Source organism: Vibrio sp. Scap24, assembly GCF_013394185.1.
Classification (GTDB): Bacteria; Pseudomonadota; Gammaproteobacteria; order Enterobacterales; family Vibrionaceae; genus Vibrio; species Vibrio pomeroyi.
In genome coordinates this window covers 3,057,822-3,082,013 of record NZ_CP041332.1, presented here as the reverse complement: position 1 = coordinate 3,082,013, position 24,192 = coordinate 3,057,822, and the positions used below count along the sequence as shown (strand labels likewise).

The window sequence follows — 24,192 nt, the reverse complement described above, 5'->3', positions numbered from 1 at the left end:
GTATTTAAAGCAAAAAAAAAAACGGGAGCCATTGGCTCCCGTTTTTTCGTTATTTACTTAGCTTGCGATTATAGCTTCTTAGAGATAAGCGCAGAGCCAGCAATAATACCAATACCTAGTAGCATGATTGCACCTTTACCGCTGTCGAAGCCAGAAGAGATACCCATGAACGCTACGATAGCGATAGCTACTGGGATGATGTACTTAACTAGTGTGTACCATAGACCGAATAGTGGGAAAGATACTTCACCGTCGTTAGTGATTTCTTTCTCTAGGTCAGCACGGTTTAGTCTCCAACCAGCGAAGATACATACCAACATACCGCCAACTGCTAGGAAGATCTTATCAGTTAGTAGGTCGAAGATATCGAACGCACCAGTACCGAACAGTGTTGGACCGAAGCCACCAAGTGATAGAGAAGCGAAGATACATAGAATCGCCATTACTACACTTGCAGACAGTACAGCTGTTACACGCTTCATGCCTTTCTCATCGATTAGGTAAGAAACCACAACTTCAAGTAGAGATACTGAAGAAGTAAGTGCCGCAACACTTAAACCAACGAAGAACATAAGAGCAAATAGAAGACCAACTACGCCGCCCATTTCAGCGAATAGCTGAGGAACAACAACGAATACTAGACCAGGACCAGCTGCAGGCTCCATACCGAATGCGAACATTGCAGGGAACATTGCAACACCAGCTAGGATAGCAACACCAGTATCCATTGCTGTAACCATAGCTGTAGTTTGAACTAGGTTCTCTTTCTTCTTAAGGTAAGAACCGTAAGTCAACATACAACCCATACCAAGAGATAGTGAGAAGAATGCTTGACCTAGTGCAGCTAGGATTACACCGCTGTCTACTTTAGAGAAGTCAGGGCTGAATAGGAATTCAAGACCAGCCATCGCGCCCGGAAGCATGATGCCTTTGATTGATACCACGATAAGGATGATGAAAAGAAGTGGCATCAGAATCTTACCCGCTTTCTCAATACCACCAGAAATACCCTTCATAACAATAACAATGTTAAGTAGTAGGTATAGGCCCATCCACATAAGTGGTTGAACTGGGTTTGAGATAAAGCCACCGAAGCTGTCACCAATTGCTTCAGGTGCGTCTAATAGACCACCAGCAATTTTACCGATGTATGCGATAGACCAGCCACCTACTACAGGGTAGAAACCCATGATTAGTAGACCACTCACTACGCCGATAACACCAGCGAACGTCCAACGACGGTCAGTTGTTTTAAATGCACCTACTGCTGATTTTTGCGTATGACGGCCAATAGCAAATTCAGTCAGCATGACACTGAAACCAATGAAGATTACGAAAAACAGGTAAATTGCAACGAATGCACCACCGCCACTCTCGCCTGCTGTGTATGGAAATTTCCAAATGTTACCTAAGCCAACAGCAGAACCTGCTGCAGCCATTACGAATCCTAACTTCGAACCCCAGGTATCGCGGGGTGTTGTGGTTGTATTACTAGTAGCCACGTGTACTCCAAACTTTTGTGTTATGTGATGTTGTGTTTTGCTTTGGGTGGCGTCTTTAAAAGATAAGATGTATAAAAAAATTTACACATCTAAAAGATTTGATTGACGCTCGTATATAGCAAGTAAACCAGTTTAAGAATAAAATTGGAAGTCCGAACCGTACATATTTCGTTACCAATGTAAATTTTTATGGTTAAATGCCGCGTTTTCATACAAAACAATCGTTTTCGTCTTAAGTTAACCAAAACTTAACAACTATAACCTGTTTACAGCTTTAGCTCTAATTTGTAAATAGTTGATTCCTTAAATTCCCATATCCGTAAAATAGCATTACTATCTAAGTGTCTCTTTTTTCGAGTATTCAATGTGGAAAAGCTCTACCATTTTTTAACTTTGGCATCTGTCGCGTTGTACTGGGTTCTCGTAGCCGGTGTAACACTGCGTGTTGTACTAAAACGACGCTCTGTGAGTGTTTCTCTCGCGTGGTTGATGGTTATCTACATTATCCCAATCGTCGGTGTCGCTTGTTACTTCCTTTTCGGTGAGCTAAACCTTGGCAGAAAAAGGGCTGAGCGTGCACATCGCATGTTTACTCCGTTTGGTGATTGGTTCAGAAAACTCGATGATTGCCAGCTCCACCTGCCAGGGAAGGTCGGCTCTCCTATCCACAAGATCGATGAGCTTTGTAATAATCGAATGGGCATTCCTGCACTCAGCGGAAACACCCTATCGCTGCAATCTTCGCCAAACGAGATCCTACATGCAATTATTGAAGATATAGAAAACGCTCAAACCAGTATCAAGATGGTTTTCTATATTTGGCACCCTGGCGGCCTAACCGATTCAGTAGCTTCTGCTCTTATTAGAGCCGCAAAACGTGGTGTCGATGTTAAAGTTTTGCTCGATTCTGCGGGTAGCCCGCGCTTTTTCAAAAGCCATTGGTTATCCATGATGAAAGACGCAGGCGTTCACGTAGTGCAAGCACTGGAAGTGAGTCCTTGGCGTATTTTCCTGCGACGCTTAGATTTAAGGCAGCATCGCAAGATCATCGTCATTGATGAAACCATCGCCTATACCGGTTCAATGAACATGGTCGATCCTGCTCACTTCAAACAGAATTCAGGTGTGGGTCAGTGGATTGATGTGATGGTTCGAGTGACAGGCCCGACCGTTAACGTGTTATCCGCCATTCATGGTTGGGATTGGGAAGTGGAAACAGGTGAACGAATCCTTCCTGATTTACCAGAATGTCCGGTTGAAGAGGTAATGACGCATCATCCAGTTCAAGTCGTACCATCTGGTCCTGGCATGCCGGAATATTTGATCCTGCAAGTGCTAACCATTGCGATCAATCAGGCTAATCACTCTGTACGTATTACGACGCCCTACTTCGTCCCAAGCGCCGACTTGTTAGAGACACTGAAAATGACAGCGCAACGAGGTGTCAACGTAGAGCTGATCATTCCACATAACAACGATTCACTGATGGTTAAGTGGGCATCTCGCGCTTTCTATACTGAATTACTTGAAGCTGGCGTAAAGATCTACGAGTTTTACGGTGGCCTTCTTCATACCAAGTCGGTTGTTATCGATGAAGAGTTTTGTTTGATCGGAACGGTCAATATCGACATGCGTAGCCTGTGGCTGAACTTTGAAGTGACACTAGCCGTAGATGACGTGCACTTCACTCAGCAGCTCTCTGAACTGCAACAATCGTACATTGAATCATCTCACCCAGTTGTGCTGGAACAGTGGGAACAAAGAAACTTACGAAATCGCTTCTTTGAAAGATTGTTCTATTTGTTCAATCCTCTGTTGTAATTCATATGATGAGTCGATTGCGGCTCATCACTTCCTCCCGTAAGTTTTTAACCTTTCACCATTAATTAAGTGAAAGGTTAAAAAGCGAAAGAAAAGCGTAAAAACTCCCGCTCCCCTCTTGCTTTGAAGGCTATTGGCATGTTTTAAATAGGACATAACCGATTGATAAGGAATTCACAGCATGTCCGAGAACAAAACCACTAAGCTGATCACTGCAGGTCGTGATAAGAAGTGGACCAATGGTGTCGTTAACCCACCAGTACAGCGCGCTTCAACTGTCGTATTCAACTCAGTAGAAGAGAAGCGTAAAGCTACGATTAACCGCGCTAACAAAACACTTTTTTACGGACGTCGTGGAACCAACACTCATTTCGCCTTCCAAGATGCCATGGTGGAAGTGGAAGGCGGTGCAGGCTGTGCACTCTACCCTTGTGGTACGGCAGCAATCTCTAACGCCATTCTCTCTTTTGTAGAAACGGGCGACCATATTCTGATGGTCGACACCTGTTACGAACCGACTCGTGATTTCTGTGACACCATCATGAAGAAGATGGGTGTAGAGACAACTTACTACGAACCAACGATTGGTGAAGGCATCCAAGACCTCATCAAGCCAAACACTAAGGTGCTATTTACCGAGTCTCCGGGTTCAGTCACCATGGAAGTCCAAGACATTCCAACGCTAGCGCGCATTGCCCACGAACACGACATCATCGTGATGCTAGATAACACATGGGCAGCAGGCGTTAACTTCTCACCGTTTGATTTTGGTGTCGATATCTCGATTCAAGCAGCGACCAAGTACATAGTAGGTCACTCAGATGTCATGCTGGGCACTGCGGTTGCCAACGAGAAATGCTGGGATCAACTGAGAGAGCAGAGCTACTTGATGGGACAATGCGTTTCACCAGATGATGCTTACCTTGGTCTTCGTGGTATCCGTACTCTTGATGTTCGTTTGCGCCAACACGCAGAGAGCAGCTTGAAAGTCGCTAAGTGGCTAGAAACTCGCCCTGAGGTTGATCATGTTCGTCACCCTGCTCTTGAGTCTTGCCCTGGTCATGAATTCTTCAAACGTGACTTTACCGGCGGCAATGGCCTATTCTCGTTTGTTCTAAAGAACTCAAACACAAAAGCAACGACTGCACTACTTGATGGCATGACACACTTCAGCATGGGTTACTCATGGGGTGGTTTCGAGAGCTTGATTCTCGCGAATGAACCAAGCAGCTTTGATAGCCTAAGAACGGTAGCGAATCCAAACTTCGAAGGTACTTTGATTCGTGTTCATATCGGCTTAGAAGATGTCGATGATTTGATTGCAGACCTAGAGGCTGGATTGGAACGTTACAACGCTCTGGTTTAATCTGAAACGTTAGATTCAATAAGCAAAAAGGCAGGATATTCCTGCCTTTTTCAGTTCTGCTTATCAGTTGTCTAAAGTCCTATGACTGACGCGCTCATTATTGAACCTTAAAGCATGTCCAGTTGAAGATTTCTGAGCGGTGTTCATTAAACAAATACAGGGACTGATCTTTCTCCAAGATCGAGTAATCAATAGTCACCCCTTTGTACTCACTGTATTCCTGATTAATGATCGGATCATGAAACGGGGTTGCGGTTCTCACATCAATGATACTCATCGACAAATGATTCCCATCAAGACCGTAGTAACCGGAATAAAGATTCTCCATTGTGCCTTCGTTGCCGTCTTTCTCAGTGATCGTCACAAACTCTCTCATACTAAAAGTTTGGTCAGACTGAAAAGTAATGCTCATTCGCTCATAAAGCGATTGATACGGTTGGAATGCCTGAGATAAGAAATCCGTTTTTAGAGTTTTACAATGCCAGCGAGTGCCTGCCAATGCGTTTTGTTCTAACAAAAAGCTTGCTGCAGCAATTGCCAATAGAATGAGTAAGCCAATTAATCGCAAAAATAGCTCCTCTTTTCCATATGAGCTGCAAATGAGTCAAAAGACGTCTCGACATTGAAAATCGTCGCCCCGTAATTGAGGGCCTCGCCATCCTTCCTTTGAACCAACATATACAAAGCATCATTTTCAGGCTGATCAACAGATGGGTAAATACGAACAAAGACGTCAACGTTGCAGTGACTCGGCAACACATCCGTAAGCTTTTGGGTAATCGCTGGCAATGAATAGGCTTCATCGTGAACAATGTGGAAAAAGTATTGATTGGTATTGTCTGTGTAACTGTCTCGATATTCCGTCTTATCAACAAAATAAGGCATTGGCGCATAATAGGTTTGGAAAAGGTTGAACGCCGTTACGAATACACAAATCAACGCGACTAGATAACCGGCTTTAACGAGGTGCGCTTTGCTTTTCGAATTTAAAGGCTCGAACTCAGCAGAGTTTTGTTCTTGATTCGATGAAATGTTGAGTTCTGAATCTGATGTCGTTGCCTTGTTCGCATCGGCAGCGGTTTCAGTCGCTACCAACGCCTCTTGAGCAACAGACGAAGAGTTTGATTCACGCGCCTCTGTCGTCACAGGAGAAGATACAACTTCAGCTTTGCTTGGCTTTATCGACTCGTTGATTTCAAGTGAATAGCCCGTTTTGCTGACAGTACGAATCGTCGCACAACCACAAGTGACTCGAGACAGGGTTTTGCGAATCTTAGAGATCACATTAGTGAGTGCTTGCTCTGAGACAATCACATTGCCCCAGCACCTATCAAATATCAGGCCTCGCTCAATACATTCACCAGCATTCTCTAGCAAGAACAGGAACACCTTACCTTCTAATGGCGCGATAGTTTCTACGTGACCATCTTCACGCACAAACTGCCTCAGCAAGGGATCATAACTAGCATCACAAATTTGGTAGCTTTGTTGTTTCACTATCGTCTTCTAGGTTTTAATTCGGTCGCATATGATATTGAATAGTTTATAAATGACCAGTGAATTTTCCCATTTTCACGCAATTATTTCGCGACGATAAATAACATTTTTATTTATAAGGACAACCAACTAGATGGTCATTAACCATACCTGTTGCTTGCATAAACGCGTAACAGATTGTTTCTCCAACAAACTTGAATCCTCTTTTCTTCAAAAACTTGCTCATCGCTTTGGATTGCTCTGTCGAAGCCGGGACTTGAGACATCTCTGTCCATTGATTGACGATCACTTCATTATCGACAAACTGCCATAAAGCATTCGATAGAGACCCAAACTCTTTCTGAAGTTCAAGCGTTGCACGCGCATTGTTGTAAACCGAGGCAATCTTGCCCTTATGTTTAACCACATCGAAGTTTTCAATGATATTTGGCACATTGTCTTCATTGAGTGCAGCTAGCTTATTGAGTTCGTAGTTTTCAAATGCAGCACGATAGCCTTCGCGTTTTTTGAGTATCGTAATCCAACTCAGGCCAGCTTGAGCACCTTCTAACGTAATGAACTCAAACAACACTTGGTCATCGTAAACAGGCACGCCCCACTCTGCATCGTGATATTCCCTTTCAAGTTCATGTTTCAGTGCCCATGCACACGTTCTGTCCACTGTATTCGCTTCCATCTCGATGGTCTCTTTTTAGTAATCGTACATAAAAATAATGCCCCAATTAGGGGCATTATTTCAAAGGTTTGTTGACGTTAAGCAACTTCAATTTTATGGAATAGACGATACAGCACAGGTACTACGATTAGCGTGAGTACAGTGGCAAAGCCCAAACCAAACATAATGGTTACCGCCATTGGTTTGAAGAAGATATCAGGTAGTAGAGGGATCATACCAAGAATGGTGGTGATCGCCGCCATACATACCGGACGAACACGACTCAGTGCCGCATCAACAACCGCTACATATGGATCTTTACCTGACTTCATCTCAATCTCAATTTGATCAAGCAGTACGATACCGTTCTTCAGAAGCATCCCAGATAGACTCAAGAAGCCCAACAGCGCCATAAAGCCGAATGGTGTATTCAAAGCTAACAAGCCTGTCGTAACCCCTATCAAGGCGAGTGGCACCGTTAACCAAACAATCAGAGGCTCTTTCACCGAGTTAAACAAGAACACAGTGATTAAGAACATGAACAAGTAACCCAGAGGCATGGTTGTAAACAGTGACGCCTGTGCATCTGCCGACGACTCATATTCACCACCCCACTCAAGTGAGTAACCCGGTGGCATCTCAATCGCTTCAATTTGTGGTTGTAAGCGTTTCTGTAGAGTCGAAGCCGTTTCTTCACCCAGTAGATCTGGATCCGCCATTACCGTCAGCATTCGCTTACGGTTCTTACGGATGATCAGTGGATCTTCCCATTCAAGTTCGTAACCTAGCGTTACTTGTTGCAGTGGGATGTACTCACTTAGTGCTGGGCTCCAAATCTTCATGCCTTCGATGTTACGGATATCAACACGCTCATCTTCAGGCAAACGAGCCACGATAGGCATCAGCGTAGTACCGTCACGGTACACACCAATCGATTTACCAGAGAAAGACATCGCTAGGAAATCATCAACGTCAGACTTAGTAATACCGTAACGACGAGCTTGGCTTTCGTTGAACTGAGGCTCTAACACCTTAGTTCTTTCACGCCAGTCGTGGCGAACGTTGAATGCACCATCATCAGCACGCATGATGTCCATCACTTGAGCTGCAATTGAACGTAATACCGTTGGATCAGAACCTACGATTCGCGCTTCAATTTTCGCACCACCACCAGGACCTAATTCGATTTGTTTCAGCTTGTAGTCGATCTCAGGGAACTGACCGTTTACGTGTTCACGGAAACGCAGCATCAACCCTTCAAGCACTTCGTAACTCTTCACACGAACCGTTATTTCGCCGTATGCGCTATAACTTTTCTCTGGTGAGTAAGTCAGCATGAAACGCTGTAGACCTTTACCTGCCGTTGTCGTGATGTGCTCAACTTCATCCTGCTCTGCTAACCAACCCTCAAGCACTTTAAGCTTGGTGTTGGTCGCACGAATATCAGTACCTTCTGGCATCCAAACATCCACTTGGAACATTGGTGTTGTCGAAGATGGGAAGAAGGCTTGTTTTACAAAACCAAAGCCGTAAACACTCGCACCCAAACCAATAATCAGAACGAACATGGTTAGCCACGCACGCTTCATACAGAACTCAAGGAAGTTTTTATAGATAACAAAAACCATCCCGTTGTATGGGTCCTTGCCTTCGTTATCAGGATCAACCTTTTGGCCTTTGAAGAACATGTCAGCAAAGAATGGCGTAATTGAGATTGCCGTAAACCAACTCAGCATGAGCGAGATAAGTAGAACCGTAAACAAGGTGCCACAGTATTCGCCTGTAGAGTCTTCAGATAAACCGATCGGCGCAAAAGCGGTTACCGCAATAACGGTTGCACCCAACAGCGGCCATTTGGTTTGGGTTACGATATCGGTGGCGGCCTGCATCCGGGTTCGCCCCTTCTGCGTGCCGATCAGTATCCCTTCCACCACCACAATGGCATTATCCACCAGCATCCCCAAGGCGATAACCAATGCGCCTAATGAAATACGTTGGAGGTCAATCTTGAAGTACTGCATGAAAATGAAGGTACCGAAAACGGTCAACAGCAGTATCAAACCGATCAACAGACCGGAGCGTAGCCCCATGAAGAATAGGAGAACAACGATTACGATCGCAACCGCTTGACCTAAGCTCACGACAAATCCACTTACCGACTTGTCTACCTCTTTCGGTTGGTTATAAACCTCGGAGATGTCGATACCGACAGGTTGTTGATACTTAAGCTCGGCAAGTCGTCGGTCAAAGGCTTCACCCACCGCAACCACGTTTACACCTTGCGCAAAAGAGACACCAAGGTTGAGTGCAAGCTTACCGTTGTAGCCAATGATATTACTTGGTACTTCAACATAGCCACGAGTGACGTCAGCTACGTCTTTCAAATAGATAAGACCTTGAGCACCACCTTCCGTCAGAATTAAATCGCCGAGCTGTTCAACATTCTGGAACTCACCCGTTGGATGGATTCGAATGTATTCGTCGCCAATTCTGACCGCACCCGCACTTGATACAATGTTTTGAGTCGATAAAAGATTAAATACCGTGCTTGGAGACAGACCTAAGGAGCTTATTCGCTTCATCGATATTTCAATGAAGACTTGCTCTTGTTGCTGACCAGAAACAGAGACCTTACTGACCCCATCAACCAACTCCAGCTCTCGCCTTAGATAATCAATGTAATCCAGCAGCTCTTTGTAACTGTAGCCATCGCCCGTTACCGCGAGCAAAATACCGTAAACGTCACCGAAATCATCGATAACTTGAGGGTCATTCACGCCCGGCGGCAGTTCGACCTTCAAATCATTCACTTTTCGACGAAGTTCATCCCATATTTGCGGAAGATCATCAGGCCCGTAGTTATTCTTCATCGTTACCGTTACCTGAGACAGGCCACGGCTTGAGATAGAGTTCACTTCATCCACATAAGTAAGCTGTTGAATCGCTTTCTCTAACGGATAGGTCACTTCCTCTTCCACTTGCTGAGGGGTCGCCCCAGGGTAAGAGGTTACGACCATTGCATCTTTGATGGTGAAGGCAGGATCTTCAAGACGACCCAAACCAAAGAATGCAGAAACACCACCAATAAGAAAGATCAGAGATAGCATCCAGCTAATGACTTTGTTACGTATAAAGTAAGAAGCAACACCTGTGATCTGATCATCACCCTGTTGATCGTCATTTTGAGGCTTGTTATTCACTTCACTCATTGTTCGTCTCCTGAGACAATACTTCCACTGTCATCCCATCTCGCAATCGCGACACGCCTGCAACAACGACATGCTGCCCCATTTCTAATCCTTTCATTATCTGCAATGTTTTCTGGTTTGCTTTTCCTAACACGACTTGCTGTTTCGAGACTGTCTTGTCGTCGTTAAGAACCCACACATAAGAGTTTTTACGATCCAGTTCATCACCGTCGGCATTGAATACCGCTTCGATCGGGATAAGTACGCCAGCTTTTAGCTCCAAACCGATATCTCGGCCGTTTGAAGTCACATCAACGGCCATACCATCAAGAATCAAATCGTCTTCTGGCATCGGCAAAGCTAGTGTCACCGTAAAAGTACCCGTACTTGGATCCGGCTCAGTGGTGAACTCCTTGATACCAGCGGTGTATTCATTGCCGCTTGGCACTCGAACGACTGCCTCAACATTCGACAGCAGCGTCTCATTAGGTTGATTTACATAGATTTGGTCAGGGAGCTGAATGACAACTTCGACATCCTCGACACTGTGAATGTTCACAATCTGTTGGCCTACCTGAATATTTTCATATTGGTCGACACTCACACGAGAGATAATCCCATCAACTGGGGCACGAAGATTAGTGAAAGACAAACGCAGTTTCGCTAGCTCTAATTCGGCATAAGCGATCTGACGTTGAGCGGCGATTTCATCGAATTGCGATTTCGCCAATAGCCCTTTCTTCACCAACGGACTTGAACGTCTGTATTGGCTGTTGATTACTGTGTAACGCGCCTGAGCGTTGTCCACATCCAATTGATAATCGGTCGGGTCAAGCTCTGCAATGATGTCACCAGCTGAAACTCGTTCACCTTCTTTAACATCAAGCTTGTAGATTTCACCTGCTACTCGAAAACTAAGATGAGCTTTCTCAGCCGCATTTGCGACCGCAGGAAAATAGAGTTTGTCGCTAAAATCGATAACTGAAATCTCGACAGCTTTAACCAAGGGTGTGTTATCCACTTCGACTACTTGTTTATCTTCACAAGCTGTCAGTAGGGCTAAACACGACAGCCCTGCGGCCACTTTAAGTGTTTTCATGTTATAGCCCCCTTTCCTTGATCCACTCTCGAACTTTCACGCCCGGCTCAAGACCATTAACGCCAGAAGTGACAATGCGATCTCCATCATTCAGTCCAGAGACGATGTGGCGTTTTTCATCAATAACGATTGCTACGTTCTCAACAATTCCGTCGTTGTTTACGCGCCATACCGACACATCATCGCCGTCAGTTATCATGGCTGACGTAGGAATTTTAGTCGCAGCAGCTTGCGCAGAAACAAGGCTTACTGTGCCAGACATGCCCGGTAAAATACCGATATCGGTTGGTCTTTCCATTACCATGGTTACCTTGTATGACCCCGTTTTTGGATCGGCTTCGGTATCAACTTCTTGGAAAGTCAAAACGTAAGGGTTCTCAGGAAACGCATCAAATACCATGGTTGCATCGGTTTCAAACCCTGAAGAAAAGCGCGTGATAAGTTGGTCGGGTAATAAGAAAACGACTTTAAGAATCTGATTAGTTTGAATATTCATCACACCTTGTTTCGCGGCGATGTATTCATGGTTCTCAGCAGGAATGATGGAAATCGTTCCATCGTAAGGCGCAACCAGAGTGGTGTAACGCAGGTTAGCTTTAGCTTGGTTCAAGACAGCTTTAGCCGAGTTGTGGTTAGCTTTCGCTTGGTCGAAATCTTGCTCTGAAACCACTCGGTCTTTACGCAGCTTAATCGAACGTTGGTATTGAACATCGGCAAGTTTAAAGTTGGCTCTTGCTTGCTTTTCTAACAGCTGATATTCATCAGGGTTAAGCGTTGCAAGTTTGTCACCTTTGGTAACCTGTTGACCCGATGTGACATCGATAGTCTGAAGTAACCCAGGAACACGGAACGCAAGAACGGCTTTATCACCAGCTTCTGTGGTGGCAGGGAAACTACGTTCAAAGGCATTATTACCGACGGAAACGGTGAAGAGTTTGGCGGGTCTAGATTCAGGTTCAGGTACGGGAGGAAGCTCCTTACCACACCCAGACAACCCAGCTATGGCTGTCAATAGGACAAGGGAGGCTCTATACATTGGTGATCATCCATATCTATAAATATTTTTATAACATAGATTAATCGCATGTAACTTACCAGTCAGCGTAAGATTTATTTAGAGAAAATTATTAAAAAAAATAACGGCTTGGAATAAATTTTCCTAAACCGTTATCTAATCTTTTTTAGGTTTTAGCGCTACATGTTCTTAAATTCACGATTCACTTTAAACGTGTCTGAGGTGACATAAGCTTCCATGTTGCGGACACTGGTCTCTAACTTCTGGAAATCACCCTCTAAAGTGCCTAGTAAAGACTCCGCAGTTTGCCCCTTTTCCCAAGGCTTCTGCTTCAGTGTATGCTCTTGTTTGGCTTTCATCTCATCCACGTACTGAGGTGGTTGTTTTTCAAGCATAAATGTCAAAGCTAAATACGCTAACAAGACCAGAAAACTACCACCGAGCAGTGCTGCAGAGATAACTAAGATTCGGACCAGCCAAACTTCAAGCCCAAAGTAGTTCGCTAAGCCCGCACACACGCCAGACAATTTGCCATTAATAGGATCGCGATAGAGTTCTCTACTCATAGTTTCGTCTCCAGTTTGGCGACTCCGCATCCAGTATTTTTTCTAGTGTTTTCACACGATCTTGCATCGACTCTGCTTGCGCTGAGAGCTTGTGCAGGCGCTGTAGATCCGTTTCTGAAAGACCGTTACTGGATTTCTTCTTGCTGCGGTAATGTAAGAATAACCATAGCGGTGCCACGAAGATTAAGAAGACAATCAGTGGACCTGCAATTAGAAATGTTGACATAGAAAACTCCTAAATTATTTATCGCGGTTTTCAACTTGTTGCTTCAGTTTCGCTAGCTCTTTTTCAATTTCGTCTTGAGCTTGTAGCTCAGCAAACTCTTGGTCTAAAGATTTTGCGTTGCCTGTTTTTGCGTAAACGTCAGCTTCAGCTTCTAATTCATCCACTTTACGCGAGAATTGCTCAAACTTCGCCATTGCTTCGTTAGTTTTGCTTGAATGCAGATGTTTTTGAACATCACGACGATTGCTCGCAGCATTATTACGAATCATCAATGCTTGTTGCTTTGCACGAGTTTCGGCAATTTTAGTTTCTAGCTTGCCAATCTCACTGGTTAGCTTCTCGATGGTTTCATGAACCAAAGTTTGCTCTGTATGAAGGCTCTTGATGATGTCTTCAAGTTTTTGCTTTTCAATCAAAGCTGCTCTCGCCAGATCTTCGCGTTGTTTAGTTAGCGCTAGTGTCGCTTTATTTTGCCAATCTAGAATCTGAGTTTCGATTGCTTCAACTTTACGCGCTAGCTCTTTCTTGTCTGCGATGGCTTTTGCTGAGTTAGTGCGAACCTCAACCAGCGTGTCTTCCATTTCTTGGATAATCAGGCGAATCATCTTTTCAGGATCTTCAGCCTTATCTAATAGTGCACTGATGTTTGAATTTACAATGTCTGCAAAGCGAGAAAAAATACCCATGAGGAACTCCTTAATTACAATGATGGCAAATACGTTTTAAATCGTCATTCGACTCTCAATCCACTTGCTCACAAATTTACGTTTGTTGTTAAACCTACCATAACTAATCCAAGTAGCGTGCCAACTTTTAAGCCATTTATTATCAGACACTTACAATAAAATGGTGATTAACTCGATACATGCTATGATGAATTTAGCCAAGTATTGGTATTTTTCACCACTACAGCCTTTAAATGACCTCCATCAGTGCTCAGCTCACACAAGGACCCACTATGCAGCAGAATCTTATTGGTGAATCACCTAGCTTTCTCTCTGTTTTAGATAAAGTTTCTCAACTCGCACCAATCGAAAGACCCATTCTGATCATTGGTGAGCGTGGTACAGGTAAAGAGTTGATTGCTCAAAGGCTGCATTACCTTTCAAGACGCTGGGATCAGCCTTTAATCTCGCTGAACTGTTCAACACTCAGTGAAGGCTTGATTGATTCTGAGTTATTTGGTCACGAGTCTGGCTCTTTCACTGGTTCGAAAGGTCGTCATCAAGGTCGCTTTGAAAGAGCAGAAGGCGGCACACTGTTTCTCGATGAACTTGCTACCACTCCTCTTGCCGTTCAAGAAAAATTATTACGTGTTATCGAATACGGACAATATGAACGTGTTGGCGGCCAAAAGGCTTTGAGTGCCAATGTAAGACTGGTATGTGCAACCAATGCTGACTTACCTGAGATGGCATTAAAAGGCGAGTTCAGAGCCGATTTACTCGATCGATTGGCGTTTGATGTGATTACTATCCCGCCGCTTCGTGAGCGCAAAGAAGACATCACGTTATTGGCAGAATACTACGCCATCAAGATGTGTCGTGAATTGGAATTGGAGTTGTTTGTCGGCTTTGCTCCATCAGCCGTTGAGTCGCTATTGGAGTACTCTTGGCCGGGGAATGTGCGAGAGCTGAAAAACGTCATTGAACGCGCGATCTACCAGCATGGTAAGAATCCATATCCTATTGAATCTTTGGTGTTTAACCCATTCAAACCGGCATGGAAAACAGATCAAGATTCGACGCCAGAAACTGGCAATGCTCAGTCCAACAGCCATACTTCATTTGATAGCGCTTTTTCTTTGCCGTTGGATTACAAAGCATGGCAAGAGCAACAAGACATCAAGCTACTCAATCAGGCATTAAAGCAAAGCAAGTATAACCAGAAACAAGCCGCTGAATTACTCGGGTTAACCTACAACCAATTACGAGGAATGGTGAGGAAGTACGCGATTGTCGGACAAGCTAACGATAAATAGCTGCCCACACTAGATTATTATTTGGAGCCGAATAAATAAAATGTTAAATTGTCCGGATCTTGAGGCTCCTCTAACGCCTCGTTTCGAAAAGTATTTCTTTTTATGAAAGCACTAATAAGACTATCACTGAGCATCTGCACGCTGAGCTTTTTAGCCGGATGTGGTGAGAGTGTGGATCACGAACAGATCCGTGAAAAAGGCTTCATTTATTGCGGCCAAGGTAACCCTAGTACCTTCAACCCACAATTGGTTGATAGTGGCATTACCGCAGAATCGCTGAGCCCTCAAATCTTCGATACCTTGCTAACGCTTGACCCGATGACTTATCGACCACAACAGAACTTGGCAACAAGCTGGTCTGTCGATAAGTCAGGTACTGAGTACACTTTCACATTGCGCCCTAATGTTGAGTTTCAAACCACAGATTGGTTTACTCCAACTCGTAGCATGAATGCGCAAGATGTGGTCTTTAGTTTCGAACGCATCATTGATAGTTCGAACCCATTTCACTATGTGGGTGGCGGTCTATACCCATGGTTTGCGGGTATCGATTTCAAAAACCTGATTGTCGATATTACTGCAGTCGATGACCTGACGGTTAAGTTCCAATTAAGTCGCCCTGACAATTCATTCCTCAATAACATCGCCACCAGCTACGCGGTCATTCACTCTAAAGAATACGCCAATAAGCTCGTTGCTGCGGATGAGAAAAACCAGATTGATTCTAAGCCAGTAGGCACTGGGCCTTTTTACTTAGATGAATACCAGATCAACGATCTAGTACGCTTGAAAAAGAACAAGCATTACTGGAAAGGTGATGTTCAAATGGACCAAGTGGTGTTCGACACCTCACAACGCGGAACAGGTACGCTTGCCAAGCTGCTTCGTAACGAATGTGACGTACTGAACTCACCGATTTCAAGTCAGATCCCGATTATTCAAGCTCATGAAGAGTTACAGATTTCCGCAACGCCTGCGGTTAATGTCTCTTTTATTGCGCTAAACACAGAACACCCAGCCTTACGTGATTCTCGAGTCCGTAAAGCATTGAACTTGGCGATCAACCGCCAGAACATTCTCGATTCTGTTTATTACGGTACAGGCACCAAAGCTTATACCTTGCTGCCTCCAACCTCTTGGGCTCATCAAAAAGACAGCGTTCAAGTGCGTTACGACCGAAACTATGCTGTTGCTCTGCTGAAAGAAGCAGGTGTTGAACCGGGGTTAGAACTTTCAATGTGGGTTCCTTTAGAGCCTCGCGCCTACAACCCAAGCCCACGAAAAACAGCAGAATTGATTCAAGCTAACCTGGCTGACATTGGTATCGAACTGAAACTCTATACCGACGACCGATTCGATCGTACTCAACTGTCATCCATTGCCTCAACAGACTTACTTCTTACTGGTTGGATTGGCAACACGGGTGATCCTGATAATTTCTTACGTCCCCTGCTCTCTTGCAGTTCTGAACGCGCAGGGTTAAACGTCTCTATGTGGTGTAATTCGGACTTTGATTTCCTTCTGGATTTAGCACTAGAGATCAATCAACAAAGGCACCGAGTGAACTTGTATCGACAAGCGCAAAACATTCTCAATGAAGAAGTTCCTGTAATTCCTTTGGCGCATGGCGTGCAATTCCGTGTTCACGACCGTTCGCTAACCGGCTTTAAACAGAGCCCATTCAATGCCCAACCTTTTGATCAAGTCAGAAGAGAGGTGCGCTAATGTTTTGGTATACATTAAGACGTATAAACTTGTTCGTTATTACCCTAGCGATTCTGACTTTGGTTGGTTTTTCATTGCTTCGACTCGACCAAACCTCTCCTTGGGCTATCCAAGACTTCTGGCCCGGTTGGATTAGCTATATCACTGAATTATCAACGCTGAACTTCGGTTTGAGTAAACACGGTGTGCCCATCATTGATGAGTTGGTCGTTGTATTCCCTGCGACTCTGGAACTGTGTTTCTTCGCTTTTGTACTAGCGCTTTTCATCGGTATCCCTTTTGGCACCATCGCGGGTATGAGACAAGGTAAATTTGTCGATACGACTATCTCGTTCACCTCAATGGCCGGCTACTCGGCACCTATATTTTGGGTCGCACTGTTGATGATCATGGTGTTCTCACTGCACCTTGAGATGTTCCCTGTTGGCGGTCGATACGATCTGCTTTACGAAATCGAACACGTGACTGGCTTTGCGATGATTGATGCTTTTTTTGCTGAAGGTCGCTACCGAGCACATGCATTGCAAAGTGTTATCGAACACATGGCTCTGCCTTGTCTTGTTCTAGCACTCGCGCCGACCACTCAAGTTATCCGACTGATGCGCGCATCGGTTGCAGAGGTGATGACTCAAAACTATATCCGCGCGGCACGAATAAAAGGTCTTTCAACACGAGAGATCATCACTCAGCACGTATTAAGAAATGCGATTCCACCCATTATTCCCAAGGTCGGCGTTCAGCTATCGAGTATGTTAACCCTCGCGATCATTACAGAATCAATTTTTAACTGGCCGGGCATTGGTCGCTGGTTATTGGATGCTTTATCAAATCAAGATTACGTGTCAATTCAAGCGGGCGTAATTGTGGTAGCAACACTGGTTTTGACTGCGAACATTCTGTCCGACCTATTGGGCGCGATGGTCAATCCACTGGTAAGGAAGGAATGGTATGCTAACAAATAACGTCTACCAAGAAGAACAGATTCCAACCCAGTTCGAGCGTTTCTGGCGAAGCTTCCGTGCCAACAACCTAGCGATGTTTGGCCTGTGGTGTTTGGTGCTTATCATTCTAGTTACGGTTACTTCACCATGGCTTGCTCCGCACGATTCTCAAGAGCAAACGGGCCATTTATTAACGCCGCCTTCTTGGGACCCGGCAGGAACAGTTGAATACTTCCTAGGTACTGATGATTTAGGTCGCGACATTCTTTCTCGCCTGATTATTGGCTCTCAGCTTACCTTCGGCGCAGCAGTTGTTATCACCTTTATCGCGGCCGTGATTGGTTGCCTAATTGGCGTACTTGCGGGCATGACGCGAGGGCTGTTATCAAGCACGCTCAACCACCTGCTTGATACGGTTATGTCGATTCCATCGTTGCTACTGGCGATTATCTTTGTCGCCTTTCTGGGATTTGGTGAATTTAATATCCTGCTTGCCATCTGCTTAGCACTGATACCGAGGTTTATACGCTCGGTATACATTGCCGTGCATGCCGAAGTAGAGAAAGACTACATTCTCGCTTCTCGCCTTGATGGTGCGAACGACTTTTACCTATTATGGAACTCGATTGTTCCCAATATTCTTACCGTGGTTGCACTAGAAGTGACACTGGCATTATCAGTGGCGATTCTTGATATCACGGCATTGGGCTTCCTTGGTCTTGGCGCTCAAGCACCAAGTACAGAATGGGGCTCAATTTTGGGTGATTCAGTAGAATTGATTTACCTAGCACCATGGACAGTAACCCTACCCGGCTTAGCTATTATGTTTACAGTGATCGTGATTAACCTTGTCGGTGAAGGTGTTCGCCAAGCGCTAAATGCAGGAATCGAATAATGCCGTTACTTGATATTCGACATCTAACCATCGAGATTGAGACTCCTCAAGGGATGGTCAAAGCGGTAGATCGAATGAGTATTACCCTCAATGAAGGGGAAATTCGTGGCCTAGTAGGCGAATCAGGCTCTGGTAAGAGTTTGGTTGCGAAAGCGATCGTTGGTGTTTGTAAGGAAAACTGGAAGGTCTCAGCAGACCGAATGCGACTGGGGAACGTTGACTTACTTCAACTGACTCCTAAAGAACGCAGACGCGTTATTGCTCGTGATATCGCAATGATCTTCCAAGAGCCGTCGACGTGTCTTGACCCTTCCGAAAAAGTAGGACACCAGCTAATCGAAGCGATACCTTCACACGCCTTCGAAGGTCGTTGGTGGCAACGATTTAAATGGCGTAAGAAGCAAGCGATAGCACTATTGCATAAAGTCGGTATTAAAGACCACTCACGTCTAATGGACAGCTATTCGTACGAGCTGACCGATGGTGAGTGTCAAAAGGTGATGATTGCTATGGCGATCGCAGCCAAACCAAAAGTCTTGATTGCCGATGAACCAACCAACGATTTAGACCCAATTACACAGTCTCAAATACTGCGTTTGTTGAGTCGAATGAATCAGCTCAATAACACAACTATTGTTCTGATTGGCCATGACTTGACGACCATTACCCAATGGGCGACTCGCATTACCGTTATGTATTGTGGTCAGTCTGTTGAATCGGCTGACACGCAAAAACTTTTGGATGCACCGAAACACCCTTATACGGTTGCACTATTGAAAGCGATGCCAGACTTTAACGACTGGATCCCTCACAAAGAGAAGCTTCAGTCGCTGCCGGGGTCGATTCCTCCGCTACAGCACCTTCCTATCGGTTGTCGATTGGGACCACGCTGCCCATACGCGCAAAGACAGTGTGTTGAGATCCCACACACCAAGCGCATCAAAAACCATAAGTTTAACTGTCACTTCCCTCTGAATATGGAGAAGAAAAAGAAATCATGAGTGCCTTATTAGAAGTCAGTGATCTATCTAAAGACTTTACGACTCGCTCTGGTCTTTTCCGTAAGAAGATTCATCAAGCCGTAAAACCTGTGAGCTTTAGTCTTGAAGCCGGACAGACGATTGGTTTTATCGGCCAGAATGGTTCAGGAAAGTCGACATTAGCGAGAATGCTAGCAGGCATGGTCGAGCCAACTGCGGGCGAGATTCGTGTGAATGGTGAAAAACTAGAACACAAAGACTACTCGACTCGCTGCAAGCTAATTCGCATGATCTTCCAAGATCCGAACACATCGCTTAACCCACGTATTCAAATTGGTCGCATTCTAGAAGGCCCATTGAAGCGAAACACCAACATGCCTCCAGAAGCACGTATGCGTCGTGTGAAAGACACATTATTACGCGTTGGCCTTTTACCGGAACATGCTTACTTCTACCCTCAGATGCTTGCTGCGGGTCAGAAACAGAGGGTTTGTTTGGCTCGTGCCTTAATACTTCAACCATCGATCATCGTTGCTGATGAAGCATTGAATGGTTTGGACATGGCAATGCGCTCGCAAATCATCAACTTGTTCCTAGAGCTGCAAGAAGAGATGGGCGTGTCATTCGTTTACGTATCTCAACACCTTGGTATTGTTAAGCACATCACCGACAAGATCATCGTGATGCACGAAGGTAATGTGGTTGAGAGTGGTGAAACGGATCAAGTGCTGACCAACCCAACTCACCAAATCACCCAAAGATTAGTTGAGAGCCATTTCTCCAAAGCACCAAACCACTAGACTGGTTTCACTTTTTCACTCGCCACTAGAGGGGTAACGCATGCTAACAAAAGCTTCAATGCTTCCCCTCTTGCTTGCGGTTGTTTCTTTTAATTCCGTAAGCACACCACTAACTTGGTTAGATAAGTCGTTCGTAGAAGCGGCCTTCTACAACGTGGCGCTGCAACACGAATACTCCCAAGGCAATAAGCCACTCGCTAAATGGAAGCAACCGATCAAGATATGGGTTGATCACCGAGTCGGCGACAAAGAACTCCATCAAGAACTCACAAAACTTCATATCCAGCACTTATCCGAAGTGACGCAACACCCCATCAAAATCGTCAGCAAAGAGTCCGAAGCCAATGTTAAATGGATATACACAAGACAAAGCAACTGGGTAGCGGAATCTAAAACCATACTCAAACTTAATTCAACACAGCATTTAAACAGCGCTATCTGTACCGCAGATTATCGAACGAACTCCAAAGGTGAGATTATTTATGCTGGGATAGTTATCCCCGTTGATCAAGCAAGGACGCGAGGCAAGCTTGTCGCCTGTATCGTCGAGGAGATAACGCAAGTGCTAGGGCTACCTAACGACTCAGACAAGGCCTACCCTTCCATCTTTAACGATCACACGCCAGAAGACCTGTTATCGCCATTAGATGTCGTGCTACTAAAGCTCTTGTATGAACCAGAATTAAAAGCGGGAATGACCAAAGCACAAGCTAAGCCTGTGGTGAGAAAGATTCTAAAAAGATACAGCGAGACGGGAGTACTTCAACGAGCAGCAAAAGACGCACAACAAGCACCTTTGTATCAGTTGATTGGATACTAATTAGAACGTGAGATAGTGATTTTGTTGTTTCGAGAGAGCTGAAACGATAAAACAGAGCTGAAGCAGTAAACAGAACTAAAGCGCTGCCTAACAGAAGGCAACGCTGACTTATGATGTAACGAGAAGATTAGCGCTTAGCAGCTTGCTTCTTCAGTTCGAAGTCGAACTCATCAGGGAACAGGATAACGCCTTCTTCTTGCTCGTTCGGGAATACAACGACAGCAAGTTCATCGTCTTCTAGACCGTTCGTCCAGCGACTGTGCCATTTGTTTAATGAGATAGACTCAGCTTTACACTCAGACCAATCGCCCGTTGCCCACGACTCCGCGAACTCTTGGTTTGGCCATACTGGAACACAGTCTTCGTCTTCTGTGTTTAGCATTACACAACCGTGCTCATCGGTTAAGATCCATACTTCACGGTTTGCTACGATTTCTTTCACACAGTATTTAAGGCGTTGCTCACCTGTATACTTATTAATTTCAGCGATTTTTTTATCGTCTAGCTGTGTAGTCATCTTAATTTCCTACGTTAGTCAGTAACTTTGTTCATTTTATGCTGAGTAGTATTAACTTCAAATATTTCTATTGAGAAGAAAGGCTACTTCAAAGAAAAACGCCTGCTAAATAAGCAGGCGTTTATTATTTAAGTGACTTGATTAAACAAGCTCACCTTGGAGCCAAGGCCAGCCTTGCTTCTTACGGCTTAGTGTATTTTCCATCATCAATACGCCGTCTTTCTCGTGCTTAACCAATTTCTCAGCCCACTCACCTTTGTAAAGAAGGCGAGTCTGCGCAGTAGTGATGTCAGTTAGCATTACCGCAGCAAATGCTAGACCGTCTTTCTCACAACGCTCTTCAAGATCAGCTTCTAGAGCTTCGATCATGCCGTCTACTTGCTCAAGAGTCGCAAGCTCAACTTGACCAACAACAACATCGCGACCGTTGAATGGGTAGCCTTTAAGGTCTTTTTCTACTAGCTGTGCAGCAGATAGGCCTTCGATGTTTGTCTTAGCGATTAGAAGTGCTTTGATGAATGCATCAACATCTTCTACACCTGCGATTTCAGCAAGTTCAGCAACCGCGTCTTTGTCTTTTTGAGTACATGTTGGAGATGCGAAACCAACTGTGTCTGAAAGAATTGCAGACATCATTAGCTTAGCGATTTGTTGAGAGATAGCGTGACCTTCAATCTTGAACATGTTGAAAAGTACAGTGTTTGTACAACCAACAGGCCAGATCCAAGCTTCCATTGGGTTTACTGTCATCACGTCGCCTAGACGGTGGTGATCGACAATACCTACGATCTCTGCATCAGCAACATCGTCTGGTGCTTGTGCTAGATCTGAGTAGTCAACTAGCCAGATTTTCTCACCAGCAACAGAAGTACGAAGCTCTGGCTTTTCAGCACCAGCGACTTCTAGAATGTGTTGAGTTTCGCGGTTGATCTCGCCTTGGCGAATTGGTGTCGCTTCCTCGCCACGAGCTTTAAGAAGCTCTGTTGCAACTAACGCACTACAAATACTGTCACTATCAGGGTTTTTGTGACCAACAACTAAAATCATGTTTCTTCCTATTACACTAACAATTATGACTCTACCTTTAGAGCCTCTCTTTATTAGCCATACTTTACCTCATTTTTTTAGATTGGTCATGTTTCCTAGGTTTAGCCAATAGTAACAATAGATAAAAAAACAACAAATGCAATTGATAATTATTATCATTCGTATATATTTATCTTAAGCCACTAATTTTGAGTAACACCTATGGATCGTCTAATCTCTTTTTTGCCAAGCAGTCGTGCTTCGAAAACAACTCAGTTTTCACTGTCATTTAAGCGACTGCTATTACCTATCTCACTTGCCGCTCTTGTGGCAGCTCCCGCTACACGTGAATTGACGGTGACCACTCTGTCAGACGCGTTCTGGGCAGTGTCTTGCTACGTTGCTTTAACCTTGGCGATTTACCACTGGTTAAGCCTTTACATCAACAAAGACAACGTCTTCAACAAGCTTGTACATCAGTCTCGTTCAAACCAAGTTGTATTTGCTGCACTCATGGGCGCATTACCCGGTTGTGGTGGTGCAATTGTGGTTACTACGCAATTTATATCCGGCAAACTCGGGTTTGGTGCGGTTGTGGCCGTGCTGGTCTCCACCATGGGCGATGCTGCCTTCTTGTTGATAGCAAGTGAACCCAAAACCGGTCTAGCTATGATGGCGATGGGTGTAATTGTGGGCACGGCGTCAGGTCGAATCATTAACCTATTCCATGCGGATGACTTTTTACGTCCAAAACAGGCTGAGCAAAATGAAGCCGTTCGCAGTTGCTTATCTCAATCTCAAGACAAAGAATCCGTCTCTAAAAAAGCGATCAACCTGCAAGGCTACCTATGGTCAGTGCTGATTATTCCCGGCGCTGCGGTGGCTCTACTTGGCTCTTTTCAAGTGGACGTAAACGAGTTACTCGCGTTGCCTGAAATGTCGATGGAATGGGCGGGAACAATTTTACTGATTAGCTCGATGTTTCTATGGGGCCTTACTCGAGAAATTGAAGATTACAAATCAGCAGTAAGTGAAGATGAGAAATGTTTAGGCTCTCATCCACTGCAAAAAACAGCTCAAGACACCAACTTTGTAACAGCGTGGGTTGTGGTTGCCTTTCTTTTCTTTGAATTTGGCTCTGTGCTAGCAAATGTGGATTTTGCGACGTTATTCTCAAGTTGGGGGATCATGCTCCCCCTGGCGGGCGTGTTGATGGGCTTGCTACCTGGCTGTGGTCCACAATTATTGGTCACTAGCTTGTACCTGTCGGGTGCGCTTCCACTTTCAGCTCAGGTTGGTAATGCGATTTCAAATGATGGAGACGCGCTATTCCCTGCGATTGCCATGGCACCTAAAGCAGCTCTTGTCGCCACCTTGTATTCGAGTGTACCTGCTTTGATCTGTGCATACGGTTATTGGTTTATGTTCGAGCTGTAGGCTTAAGTTTCTATTCAAGATTTAGGCTTCACTCCATAGGTTTCTAATAGGCCGGTACTTTGTATCGGCCTTTTTGCTGTCGACGACCTTGCTCTTAAGAAAGCCCCCCTCAAAACACCCTCTTCCTTTACTCTA

At 44.8% G+C, this 24,192-nt stretch carries 22 protein-coding genes; 10 read left to right on the top strand and 12 right to left on the bottom strand.

The window, feature by feature from the left end; all coding sequences use genetic code 11:
• Positions 1-68: 68 nt before the first annotated feature.
• The gene (locus FLM53_RS13800) at positions 69-1,502 is read right to left on the bottom strand and encodes a sodium-dependent transporter (protein ID WP_081090249.1); all 1,434 of its coding nucleotides are present in this window, start codon (positions 1,500-1,502) and stop codon (positions 69-71) included.
• 366 nt (positions 1,503-1,868) lie between these two features.
• Between FLM53_RS13800 and cls the strand changes: the two genes are divergently transcribed.
• Both cls and FLM53_RS13790 read left to right on the top strand, forming a co-directional pair.
• Positions 1,869-3,323 (top strand): cardiolipin synthase, encoded by a 1,455-nt coding sequence (gene cls, locus FLM53_RS13795; RefSeq protein WP_176681608.1) that lies wholly within the window; start codon positions 1,869-1,871, stop codon positions 3,321-3,323.
• A 181-nt stretch (positions 3,324-3,504) separates the two neighbouring features.
• On the top strand, positions 3,505-4,689 hold the full coding sequence (locus FLM53_RS13790; RefSeq protein ID WP_052879889.1) for a cystathionine beta-lyase: 1,185 nt from the start codon (positions 3,505-3,507) through the stop codon (positions 4,687-4,689).
• Positions 4,690-4,786: 97 nt separating this feature from the next.
• Here FLM53_RS13790 and FLM53_RS13785 read toward each other — a convergent pair whose 3' ends face one another.
• The 9 genes from FLM53_RS13785 to pspA form a co-directional block, all read right to left on the bottom strand.
• Positions 4,787-5,257, bottom strand: coding sequence for a hypothetical protein (locus tag FLM53_RS13785; RefSeq protein WP_176681609.1), 471 nt, complete (start codon positions 5,255-5,257; stop codon positions 4,787-4,789).
• Complete coding sequence (locus tag FLM53_RS13780; protein ID WP_176681610.1) at positions 5,248-6,186, bottom strand: winged helix-turn-helix domain-containing protein; 939 nt, start codon at positions 6,184-6,186, stop codon at positions 5,248-5,250. Before FLM53_RS13780 ends, FLM53_RS13785 begins: the two co-directional genes overlap by 10 nt.
• A gap of 109 nt (positions 6,187-6,295) precedes the next feature.
• Entirely contained in the window at positions 6,296-6,862 is a 567-nt protein-coding gene (locus FLM53_RS13775) for a DNA-3-methyladenine glycosylase I (protein ID WP_176681611.1), read from the bottom strand.
• A 77-nt stretch (positions 6,863-6,939) separates the two neighbouring features.
• The gene (locus FLM53_RS13770) at positions 6,940-10,050 is read right to left on the bottom strand and encodes an efflux RND transporter permease subunit (protein WP_176681612.1); all 3,111 of its coding nucleotides are present in this window, start codon (positions 10,048-10,050) and stop codon (positions 6,940-6,942) included.
• Positions 10,043-11,128, bottom strand: a complete 1,086-nt coding sequence (locus tag FLM53_RS13765; RefSeq protein WP_048664065.1) for an efflux RND transporter periplasmic adaptor subunit — start codon at positions 11,126-11,128, stop codon at positions 10,043-10,045. Before FLM53_RS13765 ends, FLM53_RS13770 begins: the two co-directional genes overlap by 8 nt.
• A gap of 1 nt (position 11,129) precedes the next feature.
• On the bottom strand, positions 11,130-12,164 hold the full coding sequence (locus tag FLM53_RS13760) for an efflux RND transporter periplasmic adaptor subunit (RefSeq protein WP_176681613.1): 1,035 nt from the start codon (positions 12,162-12,164) through the stop codon (positions 11,130-11,132).
• 158 nt (positions 12,165-12,322) lie between these two features.
• On the bottom strand, positions 12,323-12,709 hold the full coding sequence (gene pspC / locus FLM53_RS13755) for an envelope stress response membrane protein PspC (protein ID WP_026084203.1): 387 nt from the start codon (positions 12,707-12,709) through the stop codon (positions 12,323-12,325).
• Complete coding sequence (pspB, locus tag FLM53_RS13750) at positions 12,702-12,935, bottom strand: envelope stress response membrane protein PspB (RefSeq protein WP_004734605.1); 234 nt, start codon at positions 12,933-12,935, stop codon at positions 12,702-12,704. The genes pspC and pspB overlap by 8 nt, the downstream gene beginning before the upstream one ends.
• 14 nt (positions 12,936-12,949) lie before the next feature.
• Positions 12,950-13,621, bottom strand: a complete 672-nt coding sequence (pspA, locus tag FLM53_RS13745; RefSeq protein WP_010440091.1) for a phage shock protein PspA — start codon at positions 13,619-13,621, stop codon at positions 12,950-12,952.
• A gap of 272 nt (positions 13,622-13,893) precedes the next feature.
• On the opposite strand from pspA, the gene pspF reads away from it, so the two are divergent.
• The 7 genes from pspF to FLM53_RS13710 all read left to right on the top strand — a co-directional run bounded on the left by pspF (position 13,894) and on the right by FLM53_RS13710 (position 21,077).
• Positions 13,894-14,916 carry a phage shock protein operon transcriptional activator gene (pspF, locus tag FLM53_RS13740; protein ID WP_176681614.1) on the top strand — a complete coding sequence of 341 codons (1,023 nt, stop codon included), beginning with the start codon at positions 13,894-13,896 and terminating at the stop codon, positions 14,914-14,916.
• Positions 14,917-15,018: 102 nt separating this feature from the next.
• Positions 15,019-16,641, top strand: a complete 1,623-nt coding sequence (sapA, locus tag FLM53_RS13735) for an ABC transporter substrate-binding protein SapA (protein WP_176681615.1) — start codon at positions 15,019-15,021, stop codon at positions 16,639-16,641.
• A complete protein-coding gene (locus FLM53_RS13730; RefSeq protein ID WP_176681616.1) occupies positions 16,641-17,603 on the top strand; it encodes an ABC transporter permease subunit in 963 nt (320 codons plus the stop codon). Before sapA ends, FLM53_RS13730 begins: the two co-directional genes overlap by 1 nt.
• A complete protein-coding gene (locus FLM53_RS13725; RefSeq protein WP_176681617.1) occupies positions 17,590-18,477 on the top strand; it encodes an ABC transporter permease subunit in 888 nt (295 codons plus the stop codon). Before FLM53_RS13730 ends, FLM53_RS13725 begins: the two co-directional genes overlap by 14 nt.
• Positions 18,477-19,478 carry an oligopeptide/dipeptide ABC transporter ATP-binding protein gene (locus FLM53_RS13720; protein ID WP_017630458.1) on the top strand — a complete coding sequence of 334 codons (1,002 nt, stop codon included), beginning with the start codon at positions 18,477-18,479 and terminating at the stop codon, positions 19,476-19,478. The genes FLM53_RS13725 and FLM53_RS13720 overlap by 1 nt, the downstream gene beginning before the upstream one ends.
• Entirely contained in the window at positions 19,475-20,257 is a 783-nt protein-coding gene (locus tag FLM53_RS13715) for an ATP-binding cassette domain-containing protein (protein ID WP_017060304.1), read from the top strand. The genes FLM53_RS13720 and FLM53_RS13715 overlap by 4 nt, the downstream gene beginning before the upstream one ends.
• Before the next feature lie 40 nt (positions 20,258-20,297).
• Positions 20,298-21,077 (top strand): DUF2927 domain-containing protein, encoded by a 780-nt coding sequence (locus FLM53_RS13710; protein WP_176681618.1) that lies wholly within the window; start codon positions 20,298-20,300, stop codon positions 21,075-21,077.
• Between the two features lie 127 nt (positions 21,078-21,204).
• Here the strand turns inward: FLM53_RS13710 and FLM53_RS13705 are convergent, their stop codons facing one another.
• Both FLM53_RS13705 and FLM53_RS13700 read right to left on the bottom strand, forming a co-directional pair.
• On the bottom strand, positions 21,205-21,594 hold the full coding sequence (locus FLM53_RS13705; protein WP_004734596.1) for a DUF2750 domain-containing protein: 390 nt from the start codon (positions 21,592-21,594) through the stop codon (positions 21,205-21,207).
• Positions 21,595-21,735: 141 nt separating this feature from the next.
• Positions 21,736-22,641 carry a manganese-dependent inorganic pyrophosphatase gene (locus FLM53_RS13700; protein ID WP_017630461.1) on the bottom strand — a complete coding sequence of 302 codons (906 nt, stop codon included), beginning with the start codon at positions 22,639-22,641 and terminating at the stop codon, positions 21,736-21,738.
• Positions 22,642-22,842: 201 nt separating this feature from the next.
• Between FLM53_RS13700 and FLM53_RS13695 the strand changes: the two genes are divergently transcribed.
• Positions 22,843-24,057: a putative manganese transporter gene (locus FLM53_RS13695; RefSeq protein ID WP_176681619.1), complete on the top strand. Its 1,215-nt coding sequence runs from the start codon at positions 22,843-22,845 to the stop codon at positions 24,055-24,057.
• Positions 24,058-24,192 lie beyond the last annotated feature (135 nt).

Bases quoted from the DNA above. Each gene is read 5' to 3' on its own strand.
- FLM53_RS13705 (WP_004734596.1), bottom strand. From the start codon at position 21,594: ATGACTACACAGCTAGACGATAAAAAAATCGCTGAAATTAATAAGTAT.
- FLM53_RS13770 (WP_176681612.1), bottom strand. From the start codon at position 10,050: ATGAGTGAAGTGAATAACAAGCCTCAAAATGACGATCAACAGGGTGAT.
- pspF (WP_176681614.1), top strand. From the start codon at position 13,894: ATGCAGCAGAATCTTATTGGTGAATCACCTAGCTTTCTCTCTGTTTTA.
- FLM53_RS13715 (WP_017060304.1), top strand. From the start codon at position 19,475: ATGAGTGCCTTATTAGAAGTCAGTGATCTATCTAAAGACTTTACGACT.
- FLM53_RS13710 (WP_176681618.1), top strand. From the start codon at position 20,298: ATGCTAACAAAAGCTTCAATGCTTCCCCTCTTGCTTGCGGTTGTTTCT.
- sapA (WP_176681615.1), top strand. From the start codon at position 15,019: ATGAAAGCACTAATAAGACTATCACTGAGCATCTGCACGCTGAGCTTT.
- pspB (WP_004734605.1), bottom strand. From the start codon at position 12,935: ATGTCAACATTTCTAATTGCAGGTCCACTGATTGTCTTCTTAATCTTC.
- FLM53_RS13700 (WP_017630461.1), bottom strand. From the start codon at position 22,641: ATGATTTTAGTTGTTGGTCACAAAAACCCTGATAGTGACAGTATTTGT.
- FLM53_RS13730 (WP_176681616.1), top strand. From the start codon at position 16,641: ATGTTTTGGTATACATTAAGACGTATAAACTTGTTCGTTATTACCCTA.
- pspC (WP_026084203.1), bottom strand. From the start codon at position 12,709: ATGAGTAGAGAACTCTATCGCGATCCTATTAATGGCAAATTGTCTGGC.
- FLM53_RS13790 (WP_052879889.1), top strand. From the start codon at position 3,505: ATGTCCGAGAACAAAACCACTAAGCTGATCACTGCAGGTCGTGATAAG.
- FLM53_RS13725 (WP_176681617.1), top strand. From the start codon at position 17,590: ATGCTAACAAATAACGTCTACCAAGAAGAACAGATTCCAACCCAGTTC.
- FLM53_RS13765 (WP_048664065.1), bottom strand. From the start codon at position 11,128: ATGAAAACACTTAAAGTGGCCGCAGGGCTGTCGTGTTTAGCCCTACTG.
- FLM53_RS13760 (WP_176681613.1), bottom strand. From the start codon at position 12,164: ATGTATAGAGCCTCCCTTGTCCTATTGACAGCCATAGCTGGGTTGTCT.
- FLM53_RS13695 (WP_176681619.1), top strand. From the start codon at position 22,843: ATGGATCGTCTAATCTCTTTTTTGCCAAGCAGTCGTGCTTCGAAAACA.
- FLM53_RS13775 (WP_176681611.1), bottom strand. From the start codon at position 6,862: ATGGAAGCGAATACAGTGGACAGAACGTGTGCATGGGCACTGAAACAT.
- FLM53_RS13720 (WP_017630458.1), top strand. From the start codon at position 18,477: ATGCCGTTACTTGATATTCGACATCTAACCATCGAGATTGAGACTCCT.
- pspA (WP_010440091.1), bottom strand. From the start codon at position 13,621: ATGGGTATTTTTTCTCGCTTTGCAGACATTGTAAATTCAAACATCAGT.